This is a genomic window from Oceanospirillum linum (genome assembly GCF_001995095.2).
GTDB lineage: Bacteria > Pseudomonadota > Gammaproteobacteria > Pseudomonadales > Halomonadaceae > Oceanospirillum > Oceanospirillum linum.
On the sequence record NZ_MTSD02000003.1, the window covers coordinates 180862 to 198932 of the forward strand.

Consider the following 18071-nt stretch of genomic DNA (forward strand, 5'->3'; position numbering starts at 1 on the left):
AGAACGATCTACTGAACGCCTTCCAGAAAGCCTCTCAGTGCCTGCTGCAAATTTGCTTCAGACCCACTGCCCATAATAAAGGCCAGGTAACCCTCCAGATTCTGACTCTCAAGAGCCAGTTGGATTTGAATAAAGAGTACAGTCTGCTCACTCTCTGGTTTTTGTAAAATTTCATCCACAGAGGCAACAGTTAATTCAGGCAGATCACAGGAAAAAGTATCCTGCAGCATATCCGCAATCGTTGAGAAACAAGCGTTAAGAATAATATTCCCAATCTCATTCAAAGCATCCTGTTCAATCTCACTGAGCTGCTCAATCGGGACCTGACTACCCAGCATCAGGCGAACAATCTCCAGACTGGAGTTCTCCGGAAACATCAGCATCGCTTCACCGGAAAAACTGCCATTAAACATCTGACTGACACAGGTCAGACGCTCGGCACCAATGCCCGGGGACAGGAGTTCAATAACCCGGTGGATGGGCATAACATGCACCACAGGAACGCTCATAGTGACAGGCTCCTGAGTCAGTTCACTGAGAGCAGAAGCCGAACGCCCCACACTGATATTAAAGATTTCAGCCAGTGCATCTAACTCCAGTACAGTCAGATCATTCATTTTCCCGGCTCCAGATCGCCAGTGCCTTTTCAGCTACCGCCGGAGTAATCGGCTTGGCAATAAAGTGAACCCCAAGCTCTTCTGCCCGGGCCTGACTGGAGGACTGAATATTGGCAGACAAAAGAATCATGGTCGTATCCGGTAGTTGAGGACGCAAAACTTCAACAGCCTCAAAACCATCCATCACCGGCATATTAATATCCATAACAATCAGATCCGGCGTGTCAGCGGTGGCCTTTTCAACGGCCTGCTGGCCATCTTCTGCCTCAACTATCAGCCAGTCGCTGGCGACCATATTGATCATTTTACTTAGCATCATGCGGGAAACACGACTGTCGTCCACCACCAAAACCGTTTTGCTCATAAATCTACCTTAAAATTAAAATCTGAAAACAGAGCTGCTGTCTGAAATTGTGTTTAACAGCTCAGAAGCTTTATGGGGCGATTAAATAAGCTGTTCTTAGGCTAATCTATCGTATATTCGCTTAAAAAGCAGTATCCAGCCGGATTGTTTATTGCGACACAGCATAGAAAAATTACAAGAAGTTACACCTTTAATTTATAACCAACTGATATAAAAGAAAAAAACCGATTGGATATTCCAATCGGTTTTTTCAGTAGATACGAGACTAAACAGTACTGATGACTATTCGTAATCTGGCTCAGGCATATGTGGCAGCTTCTGCACAATGTAAGTGTAAACCGTTGGTACCACATAAAGTGTTAGTAACGTACCAAAAGTCAGACCGCCTACAATCACCCAACCAATAGCCTGGCGACTTTCTGCACCGGCACCGGTAGCCAGGGCCAACGGCAGGTTACCCAGCACCATTGCACCGGTCGTCATCAGAATCGGACGCAGACGCAGAACACTCGCTTCGACAATCGCTTCAAACTTCTCTTTGCCCTCTTCCCTGAGCTGGTTGGCAAATTCCGTCATCAGAATACCGTGCTTGGTGATCAGACCAATCAGTGTAATCAGGCCGATCTGACTATATACATTCAAGGTACCACCGGTCATCTTCATGGTGAGCAGCGCCCCCAAAATAGCCAATGGAACCGTCAGCATAATCACCATTGGAGAGCGGAAGCTCTCAAACTGTGCTGCCAGAACCAGATAGATGAAGCCCAGCGCCAAAATAAAGGTAATCATCAGAGAGTCGCCAGATTCCACATATTCCCGGGCCTGGCCACTGTAATCAAACTGGATTCCCTGAATACCCATCTCTTCCGCTGTTTGCTCAATCGTATCCCGTAGCCAAACCAGAGCATCCCCCTGAGTCAGCCCCGGAGTCAGACTGGCTTTAATGGTTGCTGCGCGCAGTTTATTGAAGTGGTTTAGTTCCTTAGGTGCAACCGTCTCAACCAAGGTTACCAGGTTTGATAACTGGATCATCTGGCCCGAAGAAGAACGCACATAAATAGACGACAATGAAGATGGTGTAGCGCGATCCACATCCGCTACTTTAGCAATAACATCATATTGCTCATTACCATCTTTATAGCGGGTAATCGTCCGACCACCCAGCAGAGTTTCCAACGTGCTGGTCACATCGGAAATAGAAACCCCTATCGCTGCAGCCTTATCACGATTAATCTTCAGGTTGATCTGCGGTTTGTTCAGTTTCAGATCAACATCCGGGTTAACCAGCTTTCCACTGGCGTAAACCTTGCCCATAACCGCGCCAATCAGCTTCTGCAAATCTTCGAAGTTGGCCGTGGACTGAACAACCATTTCAACCGGGCGGGCAGTCGGGCTTTGTCCCAGGGATGCCGGTGTAATCGGGAATGACATGATACCCGGAATACCGGCATACATAGGGCCACCCAGAGTTCCTGCAATTTCCTGAGCACTCCGTTCGCGCTCTTCCCAATCTTTAAGACCGGCAAAAGAAATCACATTACTTTCCGTTGGGAACAGACCGGTAATCACGAAATAGCGCTCAATCTCCGGTACACCAGAGAATACACCTTCAATCTGACGGCTGTACTTGTCCAGAAATTCTGTAGTAGATCCTTCAGGGCCGATACCAAAGCCGATAATCGTTCCCCGGTCTTCAACCGGTGACAATTCGCTGTTCAGACTGCTAAAGGTAATATACAAACCACCCAAACAGGCCACACCAACCAACAGCACAACCGGACGAGCTTTCATGGTCCATTTCAGAGAGCGACGATAAAGGTCACCCAGGCCGTTCAGAACTTTCTCACCCCAAAGGTAGAACTTACCATGATTCTCATGCTTAAGAATGCGGGAACACATCATGGGTGATAAGGTTAAAGCAACAAAGCCCGATACAAGTACAGCTCCGGCCAGTGTCAGTGCAAATTCTGCAAACAGCTTACCTGTCCGTCCTTCGGTAAAGGCCAAAGGCGTAAACACCGCCGCCAGAGTAATGGTCATAGCGATAACCGCAAAACCGATCTCTTTGGAGCCTTTAAATGCCGCCTGAACCGGGTGCATCCCCTCTTCAATGTGACGATAGATATTCTCCAGCATCACAATAGCATCATCCACCACCAGACCAATGGCCATCACCATCGCCAACAGCGTCAGAGTGTTGATGGAGTAGCCCAATATGTACATAAAGACAAAGGCACCAATCAGAGAAACCGGAATGGTGACCAGAGGAATTAAAGTCGCACGCAGGGAGCGCAGGAAGATAAAGATCACCAGAATAACCAGGATCACAGCTTCTGCGATGGTGGAATACACTGCTTTAATAGAGCGATCAATAAAAATAGAGGAATCGTAAGCGACATTCACTTTCATTCCTTCCGGCAGAATCGCTTCAATTTCCGGAATCATCTCACGCACACTACTGGAAACATCCAGCGGGTTAGCCACCGACTGTTTGACAACCCCCATAGCAACAGCCGTCTTACCTTTAAAACGTACCGTGCCCCGATCATTTTCAGCATCAATACGAACACGGGCAACATCTTTTACCCGAACAAGATAACCGTCGTTGTCACGGAGGATCACCTGCTCGAACTCTTCCGGGGTCTGCAGATCCGTTTGAGCTAACAGGGTAAATTCACGATTCTCAGACTTGATTGTACCCGATGGGACCTCAAGGTTCTGACTACGTATCGCATTGGATATATCGGTAGTTGTGACACCAAAGGCCGCCATACGCGCCTTATCCAGCCAAATGCGCATAGCATATCGGCGCTCACCAAAGATACGGACTTCAGCCACACCTGGCGCAGTCTGCAGACGGTCTTTCACCAGTCGATCGGCAAAATCGGTCATCTCTAACGGCGTATGGTTCGGGCTGGAAAAGGCCAGATACATAATAGGCTGAGCATTTGCCTCTACCTTCGCAACGATCGGCTCATCAATATCATCCGGCAAGCGACCCCGTACACGGCCCACACGGTCACGCACATCAGAAGCTGCGTTGTCGGCATTACGCTCCAACTTAAAGTTAATAGTGATCTGACTCTCTCCGGTACTGGAAGAAGAGGTCATATAATCGATACCTTCAATACCAGAGAGTGAATCTTCCAGTACATTCGTTACCTGAGATTCGATAATACTGGCGTTAGCACCAGTATACGTGGTGACAACAGAAACCGTCGGCACATCAATATTCGGGTACTCCCGAACCGAAAGACGGTCGTAGGCGATCACGCCCACCAGCATCAGCAACAGACTCATCACTGTTGCAAATACCGGTCGTTTAATGGAAATTTCTGACAATACCATGCCGAAGATGCTCCTTAATTAGCCATTAGCAGATGGGCTTACTGGCTTTGTTCAGCCTGAGGTTTTGCGGATTGCAGATTTACCGGCATGGCTGCTGCACCAGGACGGAGTTTCATTTGTCCTGCTGTAACAACAATATCACCTGCTTTAACCCCCTGAAGAACCTGTACACGGCCACGTTCCCGAATACCTGTCACCACAGGGCGAATAGCAACTTTACCTTCTTCCAGCACATAGACCAGTTGAACATTCCCCTGGGGAACTAACGCCTCTTCCTGCAGAAGCAGTGCATCTTCAATCGTTTCCAGATTCAGGTTAACACGGGCAAACAGACCCGGACGCAACTTACCACTATCATTAGGCAAGCTGGCGACCACCTTCACACTTCGGCCATTCACATCCACTTCCGGAGACACGGCGAATACGGTGCCTTTAAACTGCTCACCTGGAATCGCATCTATAGAAACAGCAACACTTTGCCCCACCGCAAGGCCTGTCAGATAAACCTCAGGAACACGGAATTCAATACGCAGCGGGTTAACAGATACCAGACTGACCAACGACTGCCCTGGTGTCACATACTCACCAACACTGACCTCACGCAAACCCACCAGGCCATCAAAAGGTGCGTTCAGCGTCATTTTGCCCAATCGCTCTTTAGCCAGTGCAACACCTGCCTGGTCAATACGCAGTTTTGCCAAAGCACTATCCCGGGTATTAACACTACCTGCGTTAGAGCTTACCAATTGATTAGCACGCTTATATTCAACCTCGCTAAGTCCCCGACTGGCTTCAGCCTGTTTCAGTTCAGCGCTCGGAATAGAGTCATCCAGCTTAATCAGAGGCATACCTGCCTTAACCATCTGGCCTTCACGGAATAAAATTTTTGCAACCCGGCCCGCCACTTCAGGACTGATGACAACAGACTCATCCGCTGAAAGGGAACCAACCACCTCCACCGTGCGTTCAAGAGTTTCTGCCTGTACAACCTGTGCCTCCACCGGCATCGGAGGCATTTCTGCTGCATTGGCCTTAATGGCGCTGAAAGTAAGGGCACTGATGAAAGGTAACAAAGCACCGAATGTCAGTGTCCGGGAAAGGGAGTGTTTCATGTAATTGAGCCTCTGCTTATCCTTGAGCATGTTGTGTTGCTGAGCTGCTTGCTTTATACAGTCTTGTTGAACAACGTATGCTGCCGTTGTCGGCGACATGTAGCGTTCGTACTCGAACTATCAGCGAGTCATACACGAGCTACGTCGCACAGGACAAATGGATTGATATGTAAAATAACGGACTATGATACTCAGCTTTAAGGCGCATCATAGAGGAACAATTAATCGTCAATCATCCTGTGAGTAATAACCCGGAGAATCGAGTATCTCAGATATTTTTTCAATGAGAAATCCAAATGATTTTACCTGAAACCGGCCACGCTCTGTACCGCACCCGGAAAGCTGCATCTCAGCCATGAACCAGTATTTGCTGCCCCAAAAGCCCGGTAAGAAAACCTGCAACCGCCGCCATTGGTGGCCACCAGTCCTTATCAAGACGAACCTGGGGTGCAATATCCTGGAACGTCAGATAAAGAATGCCGCCAGTCGCCCAAAGCATAATGAAGCCGAGCGCCATTTCCATTTCTGAAAGCCAGACAAAACCTACCCAGGCAGAGAACGGGCCAATAGGTACCAGCAGAATAAAGAAGATCAGGATTTTCCGACACTGCCCCGGACGAACAGCGATCATTTCACGGTACGCATTAAAGCCTTCCGGCAGATTCTGCAGCGCCATCAGTAGCGCCAACAGCAAACCACTCTCACTCCCCAGGGCCAGAGAAGCGCCCAGGGCCATCGCCTCTGGCATAAAATCCAGCAACATCGCCAGTAACTGGGCCGTTGAACCGCCCTGACGACTCAGAATGATATCCGCAACCATGAACATCAGGCCGCCACTTAGCACCGCAACTGCAACCCATACCGTTGATAGTGATTTCTGGCCTTCCGGCACCAGAACCAGCGCAACGGCGGCCAACAGGACACCCGCTCCATAGGCAATCACCGAGTGCTTCAGCTCCTGCTCAAGCCACTGATTCTGAAAGCGCTCAATTCGGGCCAGAAAACCGCCCAAAGGTATGGTTATCGCTGCAAGCGTCGAATAAAGCAACGCCAGCTTCAGGGCTTCAGACATGATGCATCCCTTCTTATATATTCTGATCAGAAAAAAGCTCGTTAAAGCATTCAGAAGGCTACAGTAAAGCCCTTGTGACTGCACTTTTATCCTACTGAATCAGGCTATAAAACTCTGCCAGAGAAGGCGCAAAGCCAGTAGCGTGACAATCAGTGCAAAACCCCGACGAAACAGATGCCCCGGAATCCGGTTCAGCAGCTTAAGTCCCAACCAGGTCCCGAAAGCACCGGCAGCAATCATTAATACAATCGGTACCAACCATGCAGAAAAGTGGAAGCCCAATGCCCCAAAGACAACCGCCTTGGTCACATGCTGAAATGACATACATGCAGAGAAGGTTGCGGTTGTGGATAATTTATCCTGACCCAACCGGTGCACAAAGGCCGCCACTAAAGGACCTGTCGCCCCAACGAACATAGAGATCAGGGTTGTCAGTCCTCCGGCAAAAACGGTTTTAGCACCACTTACAGCCAGTTTTTTCGGCTTTGGCCCCCAAACCATATAGAGAATAAAAAACGCTACAGCCCCCTGAATCCAGTCAACCGGTAGCTGAACAAGCACCTGAGACGCGATCAAAGCTCCCAGCATAGCGCCCAGAGTAAACCTCAACACCATTGGCCAGTGAATATGTCGGCGGGTCATCAGTGCCCGATTCGCATTGGAACCAAACTGTACTAAACCATGCACCGGGATCAGAGCCAGAGGAGGCAGCAGCGTTGCCATCACCGCCAGCAGCAGTACACCTCCGCCAATGCCCATGGCTGCGGTGATAAAAGAGGTCACTCCGCTGGTAAGCACCAGCCAAAAGAGATGAAGATTAGAAAGCCCTTCCGCTAAAGGCATTATCCAAAACGCCTGCAGATCCGTCATATTGCCTACCACCTATTCAGATAAAACCCGATTAAAAGCCGCTCAGAAAAGCTGATACCCGATGACATGACAAATGCTGGGCACCCAGCTCTTAAGGATCACGTTATATCACGAAGTGCTCTGTTTTTACCTATCTGAACGACTCATCAGAAATCAGCTTTGCGCAGGCTGCACAACGGCTGAGACCTGATCCGATGACCCGGACGCATCCTTCTCTGGTTTTTTCTCTGACTTAACGCCATTCTGAAGCTTAGGTTGAGTATTCTGTTGACGGTATCGACCAATAATCGAGCCCATCACCACAGTGACAAGCAGTGAAGCAAACCACAACTCCGCGCCAAACAGCCACAAGCCGATACCTATGGTAATCGCATCAATTACTAACAGTGCCCAGCCACGATTTACTCCCCAGGCCCGCTCCATATAAAGCGCCAGCACAGTAAATCCGCCGGTTGAAGCATTGTGCTGAAACAGCGTCACAATACCGAAAGCCATCAGAGCGCCCGCCGCCAAAGCTCCCAAAACGGCAGAGCCAAGATCCAGTACCACATACTGTCCAATCAGGTCGGTCAAGACACCAGTCAATGTCACCGCCAGGGCTGTACGCAAGGTAAATGCCCAGCCTTTTTCGTAGTAAGCCAACAGATAAAATGGCAGATTGATCACCAGAAAAACCTGACCAAAAGAGAGATCAGCCAATAAGCGATCACCGATCAGACCGACACCTGTAATGCCTCCGACAGCAACCTGACTAGACTGCAAAAACAGAATACCCAGCGCCATCAGAAAACTACCTTCAAGAATACCTAACCCGTTATGTGCATGACGTTTCATAACGCTCTCACTTTTCATATTACGCATTTTATTGCAGAAATAGTGAAACGCTCGGCTTTCCCGGACAGCATATGCTCATCAGGAAAAACAGCGTTCATGGAACGGAGATCAAACTCCGCAAAGCGAAAAAGGAGCGTTAGCTCTGGAAAACACGCTGCTGCAGCTGAGCTTCAGAGAAAAGAAATTCGTTCGGTTTACTTTTGGCGGTTTTGATCGCCCGAACCGGTGACAAACGCAGCATAGAGCAACAGCCGCTTAATACAGACGCGTAGGAACACTGGCGTGCCATGCACCAGTTCAGACACATCAGTAAATTAATGGAAGCTCTTGTGATCAATGCTGACTTTGTCCTGCTAAGAGGTAGGTAAATACAGCGCGTATTGTACGAGGTTTAATAACAGGCGCAAGAGGTGTCCCACTGAAACGTTATCATCGCTCGGCAAAGTGATTTTACAGCTGGCAAGCCACAGTTACAGTCGCGATATTGTACCTGCGCATTCAAAATCAAAGGCATCAACTGACAGAGAGTCAATCTACCGCCTGCATCGGCACCATGCTCAACAAAGCTGACCGAACCCGCTCAACACTCAGGTCATGAATACAGGGGTCAGTAGCTTTGTTTTTATGCTGACGACACACCAGATCATGACAGGGCTGGCAGGTTCGGTCGCTGCTGACCGTTTTCACCTGAGCTCGCTGGGGTGTGGATTGATTGCCCTGCAGGTCATGATCTTCCGGAATAACAACATCCAGCTCACCGCTACCTCTTAACATGACCAGAGGGTGATTCAGAGCCCGGCATAGCTGGCTGTACAGTGTCTCCTGAGCCAGAACCGCACGGCTTTGCGCCAGAAGATCCAGTTTATCATCCCAGGCCAGCCGCCCACTCAGATTACTGACATCCATCTGACGTTCATGATCTAAACCTGCACAGATCTGTTCACAGAAAGCCCGTTCGGTTCTTGGAGCGATCAACCAAACCTGCCAGCCCTGATCGATCAGCTGTTCTGCCAGTTTGGTCCAGCGCTCGATCGGCCAGCGTTGCCCGGATCTCAGATCACCACCGGGGCAAAACACCATCGCCGGACGCTCCGGGTCCAGATGGTGTTCTTTACTCAGCGCCCAGGCGTTATCCCGGTCAGAAAACAGCTCAGGCTCCAGCGGCTCATCACTCATCTCCCCATGATCATCCGCTAACGCCAGATAGCGGCTGCGACGGGTTGGAAATTTTCCCACGGGCATCCAGCGGGCATCGTTAATCAGCATAAACCGGAATCGCCCTAACGTGCCGCTGCGACGGTCAATACCAGCCATCCAGGGAACCAGAGATGGTTTCCATCGAGAGGTAAAAACCAGCGCCTGATCAAAGGGTTCAAACGCCTTCTGCCACTCTTCCAGCTGACGACCAGCGATCCAAAATAACTTTCCGGCAGCCTTGGTATCAGGCAAGGTCAGTAAATCATCCAACCCAACCAGACGACGGGCCAGCGAGTGCAGATGGGCAGGTGCCATCAAGCTGATACGACACTCCCTGTGCTTACGGATCAGGCGCTGAATAACGCACTGTACATCCAGCAAAGCATCTGGGGTTTCATCGGCAATCAACAAAATTTTCATGGCAGGCTCGTTCGCTACAGGTCTGAGAGAATCACAGCATATTACTGCCCAAGGCAGCTTTTACAAGGGGAGCAGCGGTGATTGCAGGGTAAAGCTATGACAGGGCCATTAACTCCGCCGTTCAAGCAACCAGGTTGCCATCTGGGTTAATGCCTGTGAGTTATCGATGTCGCTGATCGCTTCAATCGCCCGATAGTAGTGCCGATACAGATGTTCAGTCGCACCCTGGCGCCCCAGGCAACGGACAAAGGTGGAAGCCTGATTCCGTGCATCCAGTTGCGCGGGCTTACCCAGTGTCGCCTCATCGGACTCCACATCCAGCAGATCATCTTTAATCTGAAATGCGATACCCAGATGGTATGCATACTGCTGTAAACACGCGATATGCTGCTCCGGCTGTCCGGTGAGAAGCGCGGGCAACACCAGTGCACTCTCTATAGCGTAAGCGGTTTTCTTCAGACTGATCTCTTCCAGTGCCTCAATGGTTAAACTTTTGCCCTGGGCTTCCAGGTCCAACCATTGGCCGTGGCAGATCTTTTGGCTGAGCTGGCTGGCGTACTCCAGAGATTTCAGCAGATGCTCTGCCTTAAATCGTCCCATACCGGCATGGGTTTCCACCGCCTTCAGGATCAGGTTCACTGCAGAGATCTCAGCCTTAGCTTCACTCTTCAGATGTTGATGCAGGGTTGGCTTACCCCGGCGCAGATCAGAGTTATCCTGACTGGGCTTATCATCCAGAATCAGTGACGCGGTGTGCATATATTCGATAAACCGCACCACAGGTGCGATCTCATCAAATGTCAGGTTCAGGCAATCCTGGCCGTAGAGAACACACAGCACGCCCCGAAAGTATTTACCACCGGCTGACAGCGAGTAGTTCGCAGCCTCTTCCAGAGGGTTACCGGCACTCAGTGGCAGCTGTTTTCTGATCTCTGCCTGAATCGCTTTAATGCGCTGCGTCAGTGCACCTGCATCTTTCTGCTCGCTCTGTTTTTCCTGAAGCTGCTGTTGCAGCTGTGTACTGAAAAGCTTATCCAACCAGCCCATTTCCAGCGGCAGATCAAGGGCTGACAATACCGCCTGCTGAATCGGCTGTAGTTCGGGACAACCCTGAGTTAACCGCCCCATTCGCTCAGAAAAACCCGCCTTACCCAGTGTTTCCAGCAGGGATTTATGACTGTTAATACAGCGCTTTATCAGGAGACTTTTGGTCTGAGGTTCATTGCGATAACAGCGATAAATCAGATGGTGCAGTAATGCCCAGTACAGACGATAAGGGTGAACCCCATCATAAAGGCTGTTCTGATGGATCAGGGCAACAAAAGGAGTGATATTGCCCTCCGGATAATCCAGATCTACATCTTTCAGGTCATCATGCAGCTGGTTAAACAGCCCAAAGTACTGATAGTTACCTAAGGTAACCCGATTGGAGACCAGTGCATCCGCCAGAATTCTGGAACGGCTCGACTTGTTAATCATCCCCAGCCATACCGGACCAGCATCCGCCTGCTGGGATTTCAGAAAGATATAGGCCTGATCCAGAAATGCCTCAAAGTGGCCTGATTGCTGCTGCTGAATAAAGCTGAAAGCCTCTGCCAACTCATCAAAAACATAGTTTAACCACCGGGTTTGTATGCCAGCACTGCACGGATCGGGTGCCAAATCCGTTTTTTCCAAAGCCGGTCTGTGAACGACCCCCTGCAGAATGGAGTGTTCAAGGGCCAGATTAAAACATCTTTGCTGATCCGCTGTGAGTAGCTGGGAATCCTGCAGATCATCAATCAGCGGATAGGTCAGCCCATAGTAGTACCCCAGCCGGATCGACTGTTCAAAGTCAGCAAGCGCACCTTTGCTTTGCCACTCGTTCATCAAAACACCGGCGATAACTTTCAGTAGCTTACGCATCCCCTGGTGGGCCGCCAGTGCTTCCGGCAGCTCCTGCTTTAAACGATAGATTTTGGCCGACAGCCAGATAAAAGCACGCTCAGCCTGATGCTTTTTTGCCCAGCGCAAGCCTTGCAGCATCATATCAGGGTGTCCATCGAGATATTATCTGCCGTAGCGTCAGTAAGCCTCTTTGCCAGGTCATCAGCCAGATCATTGATACTATCCGCGACATCGGCCTGGTTCAGATCCAAATCAAGATCCCGGACATACAGATAGGCAAGGGATTCCCGCAGATAACGCTTTAGTTTTTTCTCACTGGCCAGTTTTTTAATAAAAGCCGGGCTGTTAAAAAAACTCAGTTTGTGCGCCAATGAAACTTTGGGTGCACTCTGGCTCCATTGGTGGATATCTTCTGCAAGGCTGGGGAAGGTGCCGGGATTCTGACTCTCAGCCAACAGGGTGTCCAGAAAGCATTGCGCCTGTTCCTGAGCATGGGCAAAGCCCTGTATCCTACGTGGATTTGTCATGTTACTGGCTCAGAGTCCTGTTCGCTGGCGTTGGGGTGATGATATTGATTAAGGTTATGGTTCATTATGCGGATCACAGTAATGACATCAATGTAGAATAGCAACTTATATGCAGGAGGCTGCGAACATGAAGCCAGAGGCTGGTCGGGACTCGATATTCATTCAGCAGAAACTGCCTGAGACTCCGGTAAAAAAATGAAAAAACACCTCATTAACTACTTTAACGGCATTGCCGATCAGAAATGGCTCTACCCGGCGCTGTTTGTCTTTTCCTTTCTGGAATCCATCATTATTCCGATTCCCCTGGAGCTTGTACTGGTGCCGTTAATGCTGCAAGCCTCATCCCGACGGATCTGGTTGCTGGCCGGTATCGCTCTGCTCGGCTTTCTGGCCGGAGCCACGCTTGGCTATTTCAGTGCCATACATCTTCTTGACCAGCTGGAGCCAAGGTTGCTGCAGTCTCAGGAGAGCCAGCAGTATTATCAGGCCGCACTAACCGAAATGCAGGAAAACGGCTTCTGGTATCTGCTGACCGTTGGTATTACACCCTTGCCCACACAGATCGCCATGCTGGCTGCCGGTAGCACTGCATTTCCGTTCGGCCTGTTTCTGCTGGCAATGCTGGTGACACGCTCAATTCGCTACTTTTCCATCGCCTGGGTGATGAGCTTATGGGGGAAACCGGGTTATCGCTGGCTGAAAAGCCATAAATCGAGAGCCAAGAAACTAGCAGTGCTGTTGCTTGTTATTTTAGCTCTGTATGAGCTGGCGTTCTGAAAACAGCACCTCTGTTCCCTGAGAGTCGTCTGAGAACAGCGCTAAAAACACATAAAAATACCCGCTGAGTCACCGCAGCGGGTATCGTTTTTTGGGCACGTTAACATGGTTTAAACGTTACAGACGCCAGAAACTATCGGCTTTCCAGTAAGCTCTGCCAAATGCGGGTCACATTCGCTCTGTGCTCGGTAAACTGGTCGGCAGGCACGACACTCGGCACCATCTGCATAGAAGCATCATGGGCTGCCTGCCGGTATACCAGATAAGCCTCACTCAGCTGTGCCACCTGATCAGGCGTTAACAGCCCTACCTGTTCAACCGTCTCCAGAATACGCATATTATCGGTCCACTGCAGCAGCTCTGGGTGCTGATCACCAAAGCGCAGCACGCAGTACTGAGCGATAAACTCGATATCCACCATACCACCGGCATCCTGCTTCAGGTGAAAGCTGGTGTGCTCACCGGTCGCATCGGGCTTGGAGCCCAGGTTATCCCGCATCTTAATCCGCATGGAGACAACATCATCCCTCAGTTGATTCAGGTCGCGCCGCTCCGTCAGGATTTCGGCCCTTACCTGGGCGAACTTTTCTGCTACTTCAGGGCTGCCCGCTACAACCCGTGCCCGCACCAGGGCCTGTTTCTCCCAGGTCCAGGCCTCCTTCAGCTGGTAGTCCCGAAAAGCTTTCACCGAACTGACCAGTAAGCCTGAGTTGCCCGACGGGCGTAAGCGCATATCCACTTCATACAGCTGACCGGATGGCGTCAGGGTATTCAGAATATGGATAATTCTCTGCCCTAAACGGGTGAAGAAAACACCATTGTCGATGCTCTTTTTACCTTTGCTGTCGCCGTCGGTAACGCCCTGGGGAGCCGCATCATGCAGGAACACCAGATCCAGGTCAGAGCCATAACCCAGCTCAATGCCTCCCATTTTGCCATAGCCGACAATAACAAAAGCAGGATCGCACAAGACACCATCTGCTTTTGCCGGAACACCGTATTTATCCGTCAGGGTTTTCCAGGCCATCTGCAACACATATTCCAAAACGGCTTCGGCGATAAACGTGAGGTAATCACTCACCTTCATCAGGTGACGGGTCTGATTGATATCTGAGGCCGCAACCCGCAACACATGGGCACGCTTAAAGTAGCGCAGGGCTTCCATCTGGGCTTCTTCATCCTCTTCCGGCAGGCGCAGCATCTGCTGACGAAGATCGTCCCTCAGCAGTTCAATATCCGCAGGCGTATAAAGCGTGGCCGGGTTGAGCAGTTCGTCCAGCAGAATCGGTGTTTTCGCCAGGTGTTCGGCAATCCAGGGGCTGGCGGAACACAGCTTTACCAGCTGCCTCAACGCACTTGGATTCTCCATTAACAGTACAAAGTAAGCGCTTCTTCGCAGTACCGCTTCGACCAATAGTAACGTTCGTTCCAGGGTTTGTGACGGCGCATGACTCTCCGTCACGGCCTGCAGTAGCATCGGCATAAAGGCTTCCAGGCGCTCACGGCCTTCCCGCTGTAAGCCCTGAACCACACGGCTGCAACGCAGGCTGTCCAGGCGGCGATAGGTAGACTCCGAATCTTCGAAGCCCTGCTCCTGCAGCAGACGAGCCCCGCCTTCAGGATCATACTCCCCCTTCCAGAGTGCACCCAGCTCTGCGCTTTGGCTGTCATCCTGCTCCTCTTCATCTTCCGGAGCCGCAATAACATTTGCGAAGTGCTTACTGACTTTCGCCCTTTCCAGCTCAAGACGGGCTTCAAAATCCTGCCAGTTGTCAAAATTCATGATATAGGCCATACGCAGGCGCGGGAAATCATCTTCCGGCAGTGTCTGGGTCTGCTGATCGGCAACACCCTGAAGAGCATGCTCGGCATTGCGTAGGAAGAGATAGCCTTCCAGCAGCTCATCGGTCACCCCCTGAGGAATCAAACCAAGATCACTGATGATCGGCAGCACTTTACGGATTGAACGCTCCTGTAGCTCAGTATCACGGCCACCACGAATCAGCTGGAACACCTGTGTAATAAACTCCACCTCGCGAATACCACCTGGGCCGAGTTTCACATTAGTGAATAATCCCTTACGTCGAACCTCACGGTTTATCATGCTTTTCATATCCCGCAGGGATTCAATGGCACTAAAATCCACATACTTGCGGTAAACAAAGGAGTTAAGTTCTTCCAGCAGCGCGTTACCACCGTCAAGATCACCGGCAATAATACGGGCCTTAATCATGGCGTAACGCTCCCATTCACGCCCCTGGTCGTGGTAATACTCCACCATGGCATTGTGACTGAGAGCCAGTGAGCCGCTCTGGCCGTATGGACGCAGGCGCATATCCACACGGAAGACAAAGCCATCAACGGTGTTAACATCCAGCGCGGCAATCAGTTTCTGACCCAGGCGGATAAAAAAGTCCTGATTATCCAGTGAACGACTGCCGCCCTGTGTCTGGCCGTGTTTCGGGAAACAGAACATCAGATCGATATCAGAGGAGAGATTCAGTTCGCAGGCACCCAGTTTCCCCATGCCGATAACCGACATACGCTGCGGTTGTGGTGCGCTGCCCTCTTCCTCTTTGGAGTACGGTGTGCCCCACTTGGGAGTGTAAAAATCGTACAGCCAGTTCAGGGCCTCATCAACACAGATATCGGCCAGATCACTTAGCTCTGCTGTGGTCTGCCACATATTGGCGGTGAAGGAGAAATCGCGCCAGATAATACGCATCATCATCTGACGGCGGAACTGACGCAAAGCACGGTGCAGGTCATTTTCAGTGCTGCAGCCTGCCAGCTTAGCCTGCAGGATCGCCCGCATCCGGGCAGCATTTAGCGGGGCAGTGAACCACTCCTGTTCCAGCATCTCCGCCAGCAAATAGGGAAAGCGCAGCATACTATCGACAACATATTCACTGCAGACGATAATTTTTTCCGCATGGGGCAGTGCTTTCAGCCCTTCAAAAAGCTCAGCGTCCAACCCTTCCTGCAGTTTCTGCCACTGCTGATCCGATGTTGTTTGCAGGTTTTCCGGCAGCTGTTGGGCAGGTTGTTGCAGGATTGATGACGACATGATGCTTCCTTATCTATTCTAATCTTCTGGTAACAATACGATGCCAGCGATAAAAACCACAATAATTGCAGCAGAATATCGGTCAGTACAAACCTGACAGAAGAGATAACCTGATACAGATCCCTGGCAGCACAACCAAAGCAAGCTTATCCAAAAGACACGGCCAATGCGAAATTTTATACCCAAAGCCCATGAGAACAGGGACTGGCGCTCATTTCATACCTCCGTTTTGCCCTGCACAATGTATAATGCCAACGCTCCTAAAGGGATTCGGGTGCAATAAAAAGCATAAAAAACCAAAAAATAACATATCACTCCAATTGCAAAGGACCATCCCATGGCCCAAACCATCCCCCAAGGCTTTTTGCGTAATTTTCTTGGCAACTCTCCTGTGTGGTACAAGCAAGTTATTCTCGCCTTTCTGATTATCAACCCTATTCTCTATATGACTCCCGGACTCGGCCCTTTCGTGACAGGCTGGCTTCTGATTGTCGAATTCATATTCACTCTGGCAATGGCCCTCAAATGCTATCCGCTGCAACCTGGCGGTTTGTTGGCAATTGAGGCGATTGTCATTGGACTGGCATCCCCTGAAACAGTGATGCATGAGATTGAAGGAAACCTTGAGGTTATTCTCTTGCTGGTCTTTATGGTGGCAGGCATTTACTTTATGAAGCAGCTGCTGCTCTTTGCCTTCACTAAGATCCTGCTGGGAGTACGCTCAAAACCCATACTTTCTTTGCTCTTCAGTATCACCGCAGCGCTCCTGTCGGCATTCCTCGATGCACTGACCGTGACCGCGGTCGTTATCAGCATTGGCGTTGGCTTCTACTCTGTTTATCACAAGGTTGCCTCAGGTAAACAGTTTCAGCATGACAGCCATGACCACGGCAATGATGGTTCTCTGGCAGAACAACACCATAATGATCTTGAGCAGTTCCGGGCTTTCCTGCGCAGCCTGCTGATGCATGCCGCCGTTGGTACCGCACTCGGCGGTGTTTGCACTCTGGTGGGTGAGCCACAAAACCTGTTGATCGCTAAGGTAGCAGGTTGGAACTTTGTCGAATTTTTTATCCGAATGGCCCCGGTTACCATGCCTGTTCTGGTTGTTGGTCTGGTCACTTGCCTGCTTCTGGAGAAGACTAAGGCTTTTGGTTATGGCGAACTACTCCCTGAGTCCGTACGTCAGATTCTGGAGAATTTTGATAAGCACCAAACTGAAAAGCGCACAGGCAAGGATAAGGCCGCTCTGATTGTTCAGGCCATTACCGCCGTATTTCTGATATTGGCTCTGGCATTTCATATTGCAGAGGTGGGCCTGATAGGCCTGGCTATTATCGTGCTGCAAACAGCGCTTAATGGCATCACCGAAGAGCACCAGATCGGCCATGCTTTTGAGGAAGCTCTGCCATTCACCGCATTATTAGTGGTCTTTTTCTCTGTGGTGGCTGTAATCCATGAGCAGCACCTTTTCCAGCCATTTATCCATATGGTTTTAAGCTTGGAAACCAGCCAGCAACCCGCAATGCTTTTTATTGCTAACGGTGTGCTATCCGCCATCAGTGATAACGTGTTTGTCGCAACGGTTTATATCTCTGAGATTAAAGCCGCACTGGATGCCGGAGAGATTACCCGTGAGCACTTCGATACGCTGGCTGTTGCCGTTAATACAGGTACAAACCTGCCCAGTGTCGCAACACCAAATGGCCAGGCAGCTTTCCTTTTTCTGTTAACGTCTGCCATTGCGCCTCTGGTCCGGCTATCCTACGGCCGAATGGTGATAATGGCGCTGCCTTACACCATTGTTATGTCTGCCACGGGCCTGTATGCCGTAATCTACTGGGTGCACTAACCCGGAGCTACGCCTTACTTCTCCATGGGGCGCTATAAAAGAAGCCGCTGTAATTTATTTTTCAGGCTCCTCATAAAACTGCCGTGCTTTATGTAAACGCGGCAGTTTCTTTTTTCTGCTTATAAAT

13 protein-coding genes are annotated in these 18071 nt (G+C 50.3%); 2 read left to right on the plus strand and 11 right to left on the minus strand.

Annotation, left to right across the window (positions count from 1 at the left end; translation table 11 throughout):
• Positions 1 to 8 precede the first annotated feature (8 nt).
• The 10 genes from BTA35_RS08830 to BTA35_RS08875 form a co-directional block, all read right to left on the minus strand.
• Positions 9 to 617 carry a chemotaxis protein CheC gene (locus BTA35_RS08830; RefSeq protein WP_078319451.1) on the minus strand — a complete coding sequence of 203 codons (609 nt, stop codon included), beginning with the start codon at positions 615 to 617 and terminating at the stop codon, positions 9 to 11.
• Complete coding sequence (locus BTA35_RS08835; protein WP_078319452.1) at positions 610 to 981, minus strand: response regulator; 372 nt, start codon at positions 979 to 981, stop codon at positions 610 to 612. Before BTA35_RS08835 ends, BTA35_RS08830 begins: the two co-directional genes overlap by 8 nt.
• A 282-nt stretch (positions 982 to 1263) precedes the next feature.
• Positions 1264 to 4329 (minus strand): efflux RND transporter permease subunit, encoded by a 3066-nt coding sequence (locus tag BTA35_RS08840; RefSeq protein ID WP_078319453.1) that lies wholly within the window; start codon positions 4327 to 4329, stop codon positions 1264 to 1266.
• A gap of 38 nt (positions 4330 to 4367) precedes the next feature.
• Entirely contained in the window at positions 4368 to 5441 is a 1074-nt protein-coding gene (locus BTA35_RS08845) for an efflux RND transporter periplasmic adaptor subunit (RefSeq protein WP_160054960.1), read from the minus strand.
• A 349-nt stretch (positions 5442 to 5790) separates the two neighbouring features.
• Positions 5791 to 6513 carry a ZIP family metal transporter gene (locus BTA35_RS08850; RefSeq protein ID WP_078319455.1) on the minus strand — a complete coding sequence of 241 codons (723 nt, stop codon included), beginning with the start codon at positions 6511 to 6513 and terminating at the stop codon, positions 5791 to 5793.
• 99 nt (positions 6514 to 6612) lie between these two features.
• On the minus strand, positions 6613 to 7383 hold the full coding sequence (locus tag BTA35_RS08855; RefSeq protein ID WP_238377544.1) for a sulfite exporter TauE/SafE family protein: 771 nt from the start codon (positions 7381 to 7383) through the stop codon (positions 6613 to 6615).
• Positions 7384 to 7536: 153 nt separating this feature from the next.
• Positions 7537 to 8217: a YitT family protein gene (locus tag BTA35_RS08860; protein WP_160054963.1), complete on the minus strand. Its 681-nt coding sequence runs from the start codon at positions 8215 to 8217 to the stop codon at positions 7537 to 7539.
• 528 nt (positions 8218 to 8745) lie between these two features.
• Entirely contained in the window at positions 8746 to 9834 is a 1089-nt protein-coding gene (waaF, locus tag BTA35_RS08865) for a lipopolysaccharide heptosyltransferase II (protein ID WP_078319457.1), read from the minus strand.
• Between the two features lie 108 nt (positions 9835 to 9942).
• Entirely contained in the window at positions 9943 to 11862 is a 1920-nt protein-coding gene (locus BTA35_RS08870; protein ID WP_078319458.1) for a polyprenyl synthetase family protein, read from the minus strand.
• Positions 11859 to 12248 carry a hypothetical protein gene (locus BTA35_RS08875; protein WP_078319459.1) on the minus strand — a complete coding sequence of 130 codons (390 nt, stop codon included), beginning with the start codon at positions 12246 to 12248 and terminating at the stop codon, positions 11859 to 11861. The genes BTA35_RS08870 and BTA35_RS08875 overlap by 4 nt, the downstream gene beginning before the upstream one ends.
• 195 nt (positions 12249 to 12443) lie before the next feature.
• On the opposite strand from BTA35_RS08875, the gene BTA35_RS08880 reads away from it, so the two are divergent.
• A complete protein-coding gene (locus BTA35_RS08880) occupies positions 12444 to 13025 on the plus strand; it encodes a YqaA family protein (RefSeq protein WP_078319460.1) in 582 nt (193 codons plus the stop codon).
• A 133-nt stretch (positions 13026 to 13158) separates the two neighbouring features.
• On the opposite strand, the gene glnE is transcribed toward BTA35_RS08880, so the two are convergent.
• Entirely contained in the window at positions 13159 to 16092 is a 2934-nt protein-coding gene (gene glnE, locus BTA35_RS08885; RefSeq protein WP_078319461.1) for a bifunctional [glutamate--ammonia ligase]-adenylyl-L-tyrosine phosphorylase/[glutamate--ammonia-ligase] adenylyltransferase, read from the minus strand.
• A 337-nt stretch (positions 16093 to 16429) separates the two neighbouring features.
• Between glnE and nhaB the strand changes: the two genes are divergently transcribed.
• Positions 16430 to 17944: a sodium/proton antiporter NhaB gene (nhaB, locus tag BTA35_RS08890; RefSeq protein ID WP_078319462.1), complete on the plus strand. Its 1515-nt coding sequence runs from the start codon at positions 16430 to 16432 to the stop codon at positions 17942 to 17944.
• Positions 17945 to 18071 lie beyond the last annotated feature (127 nt).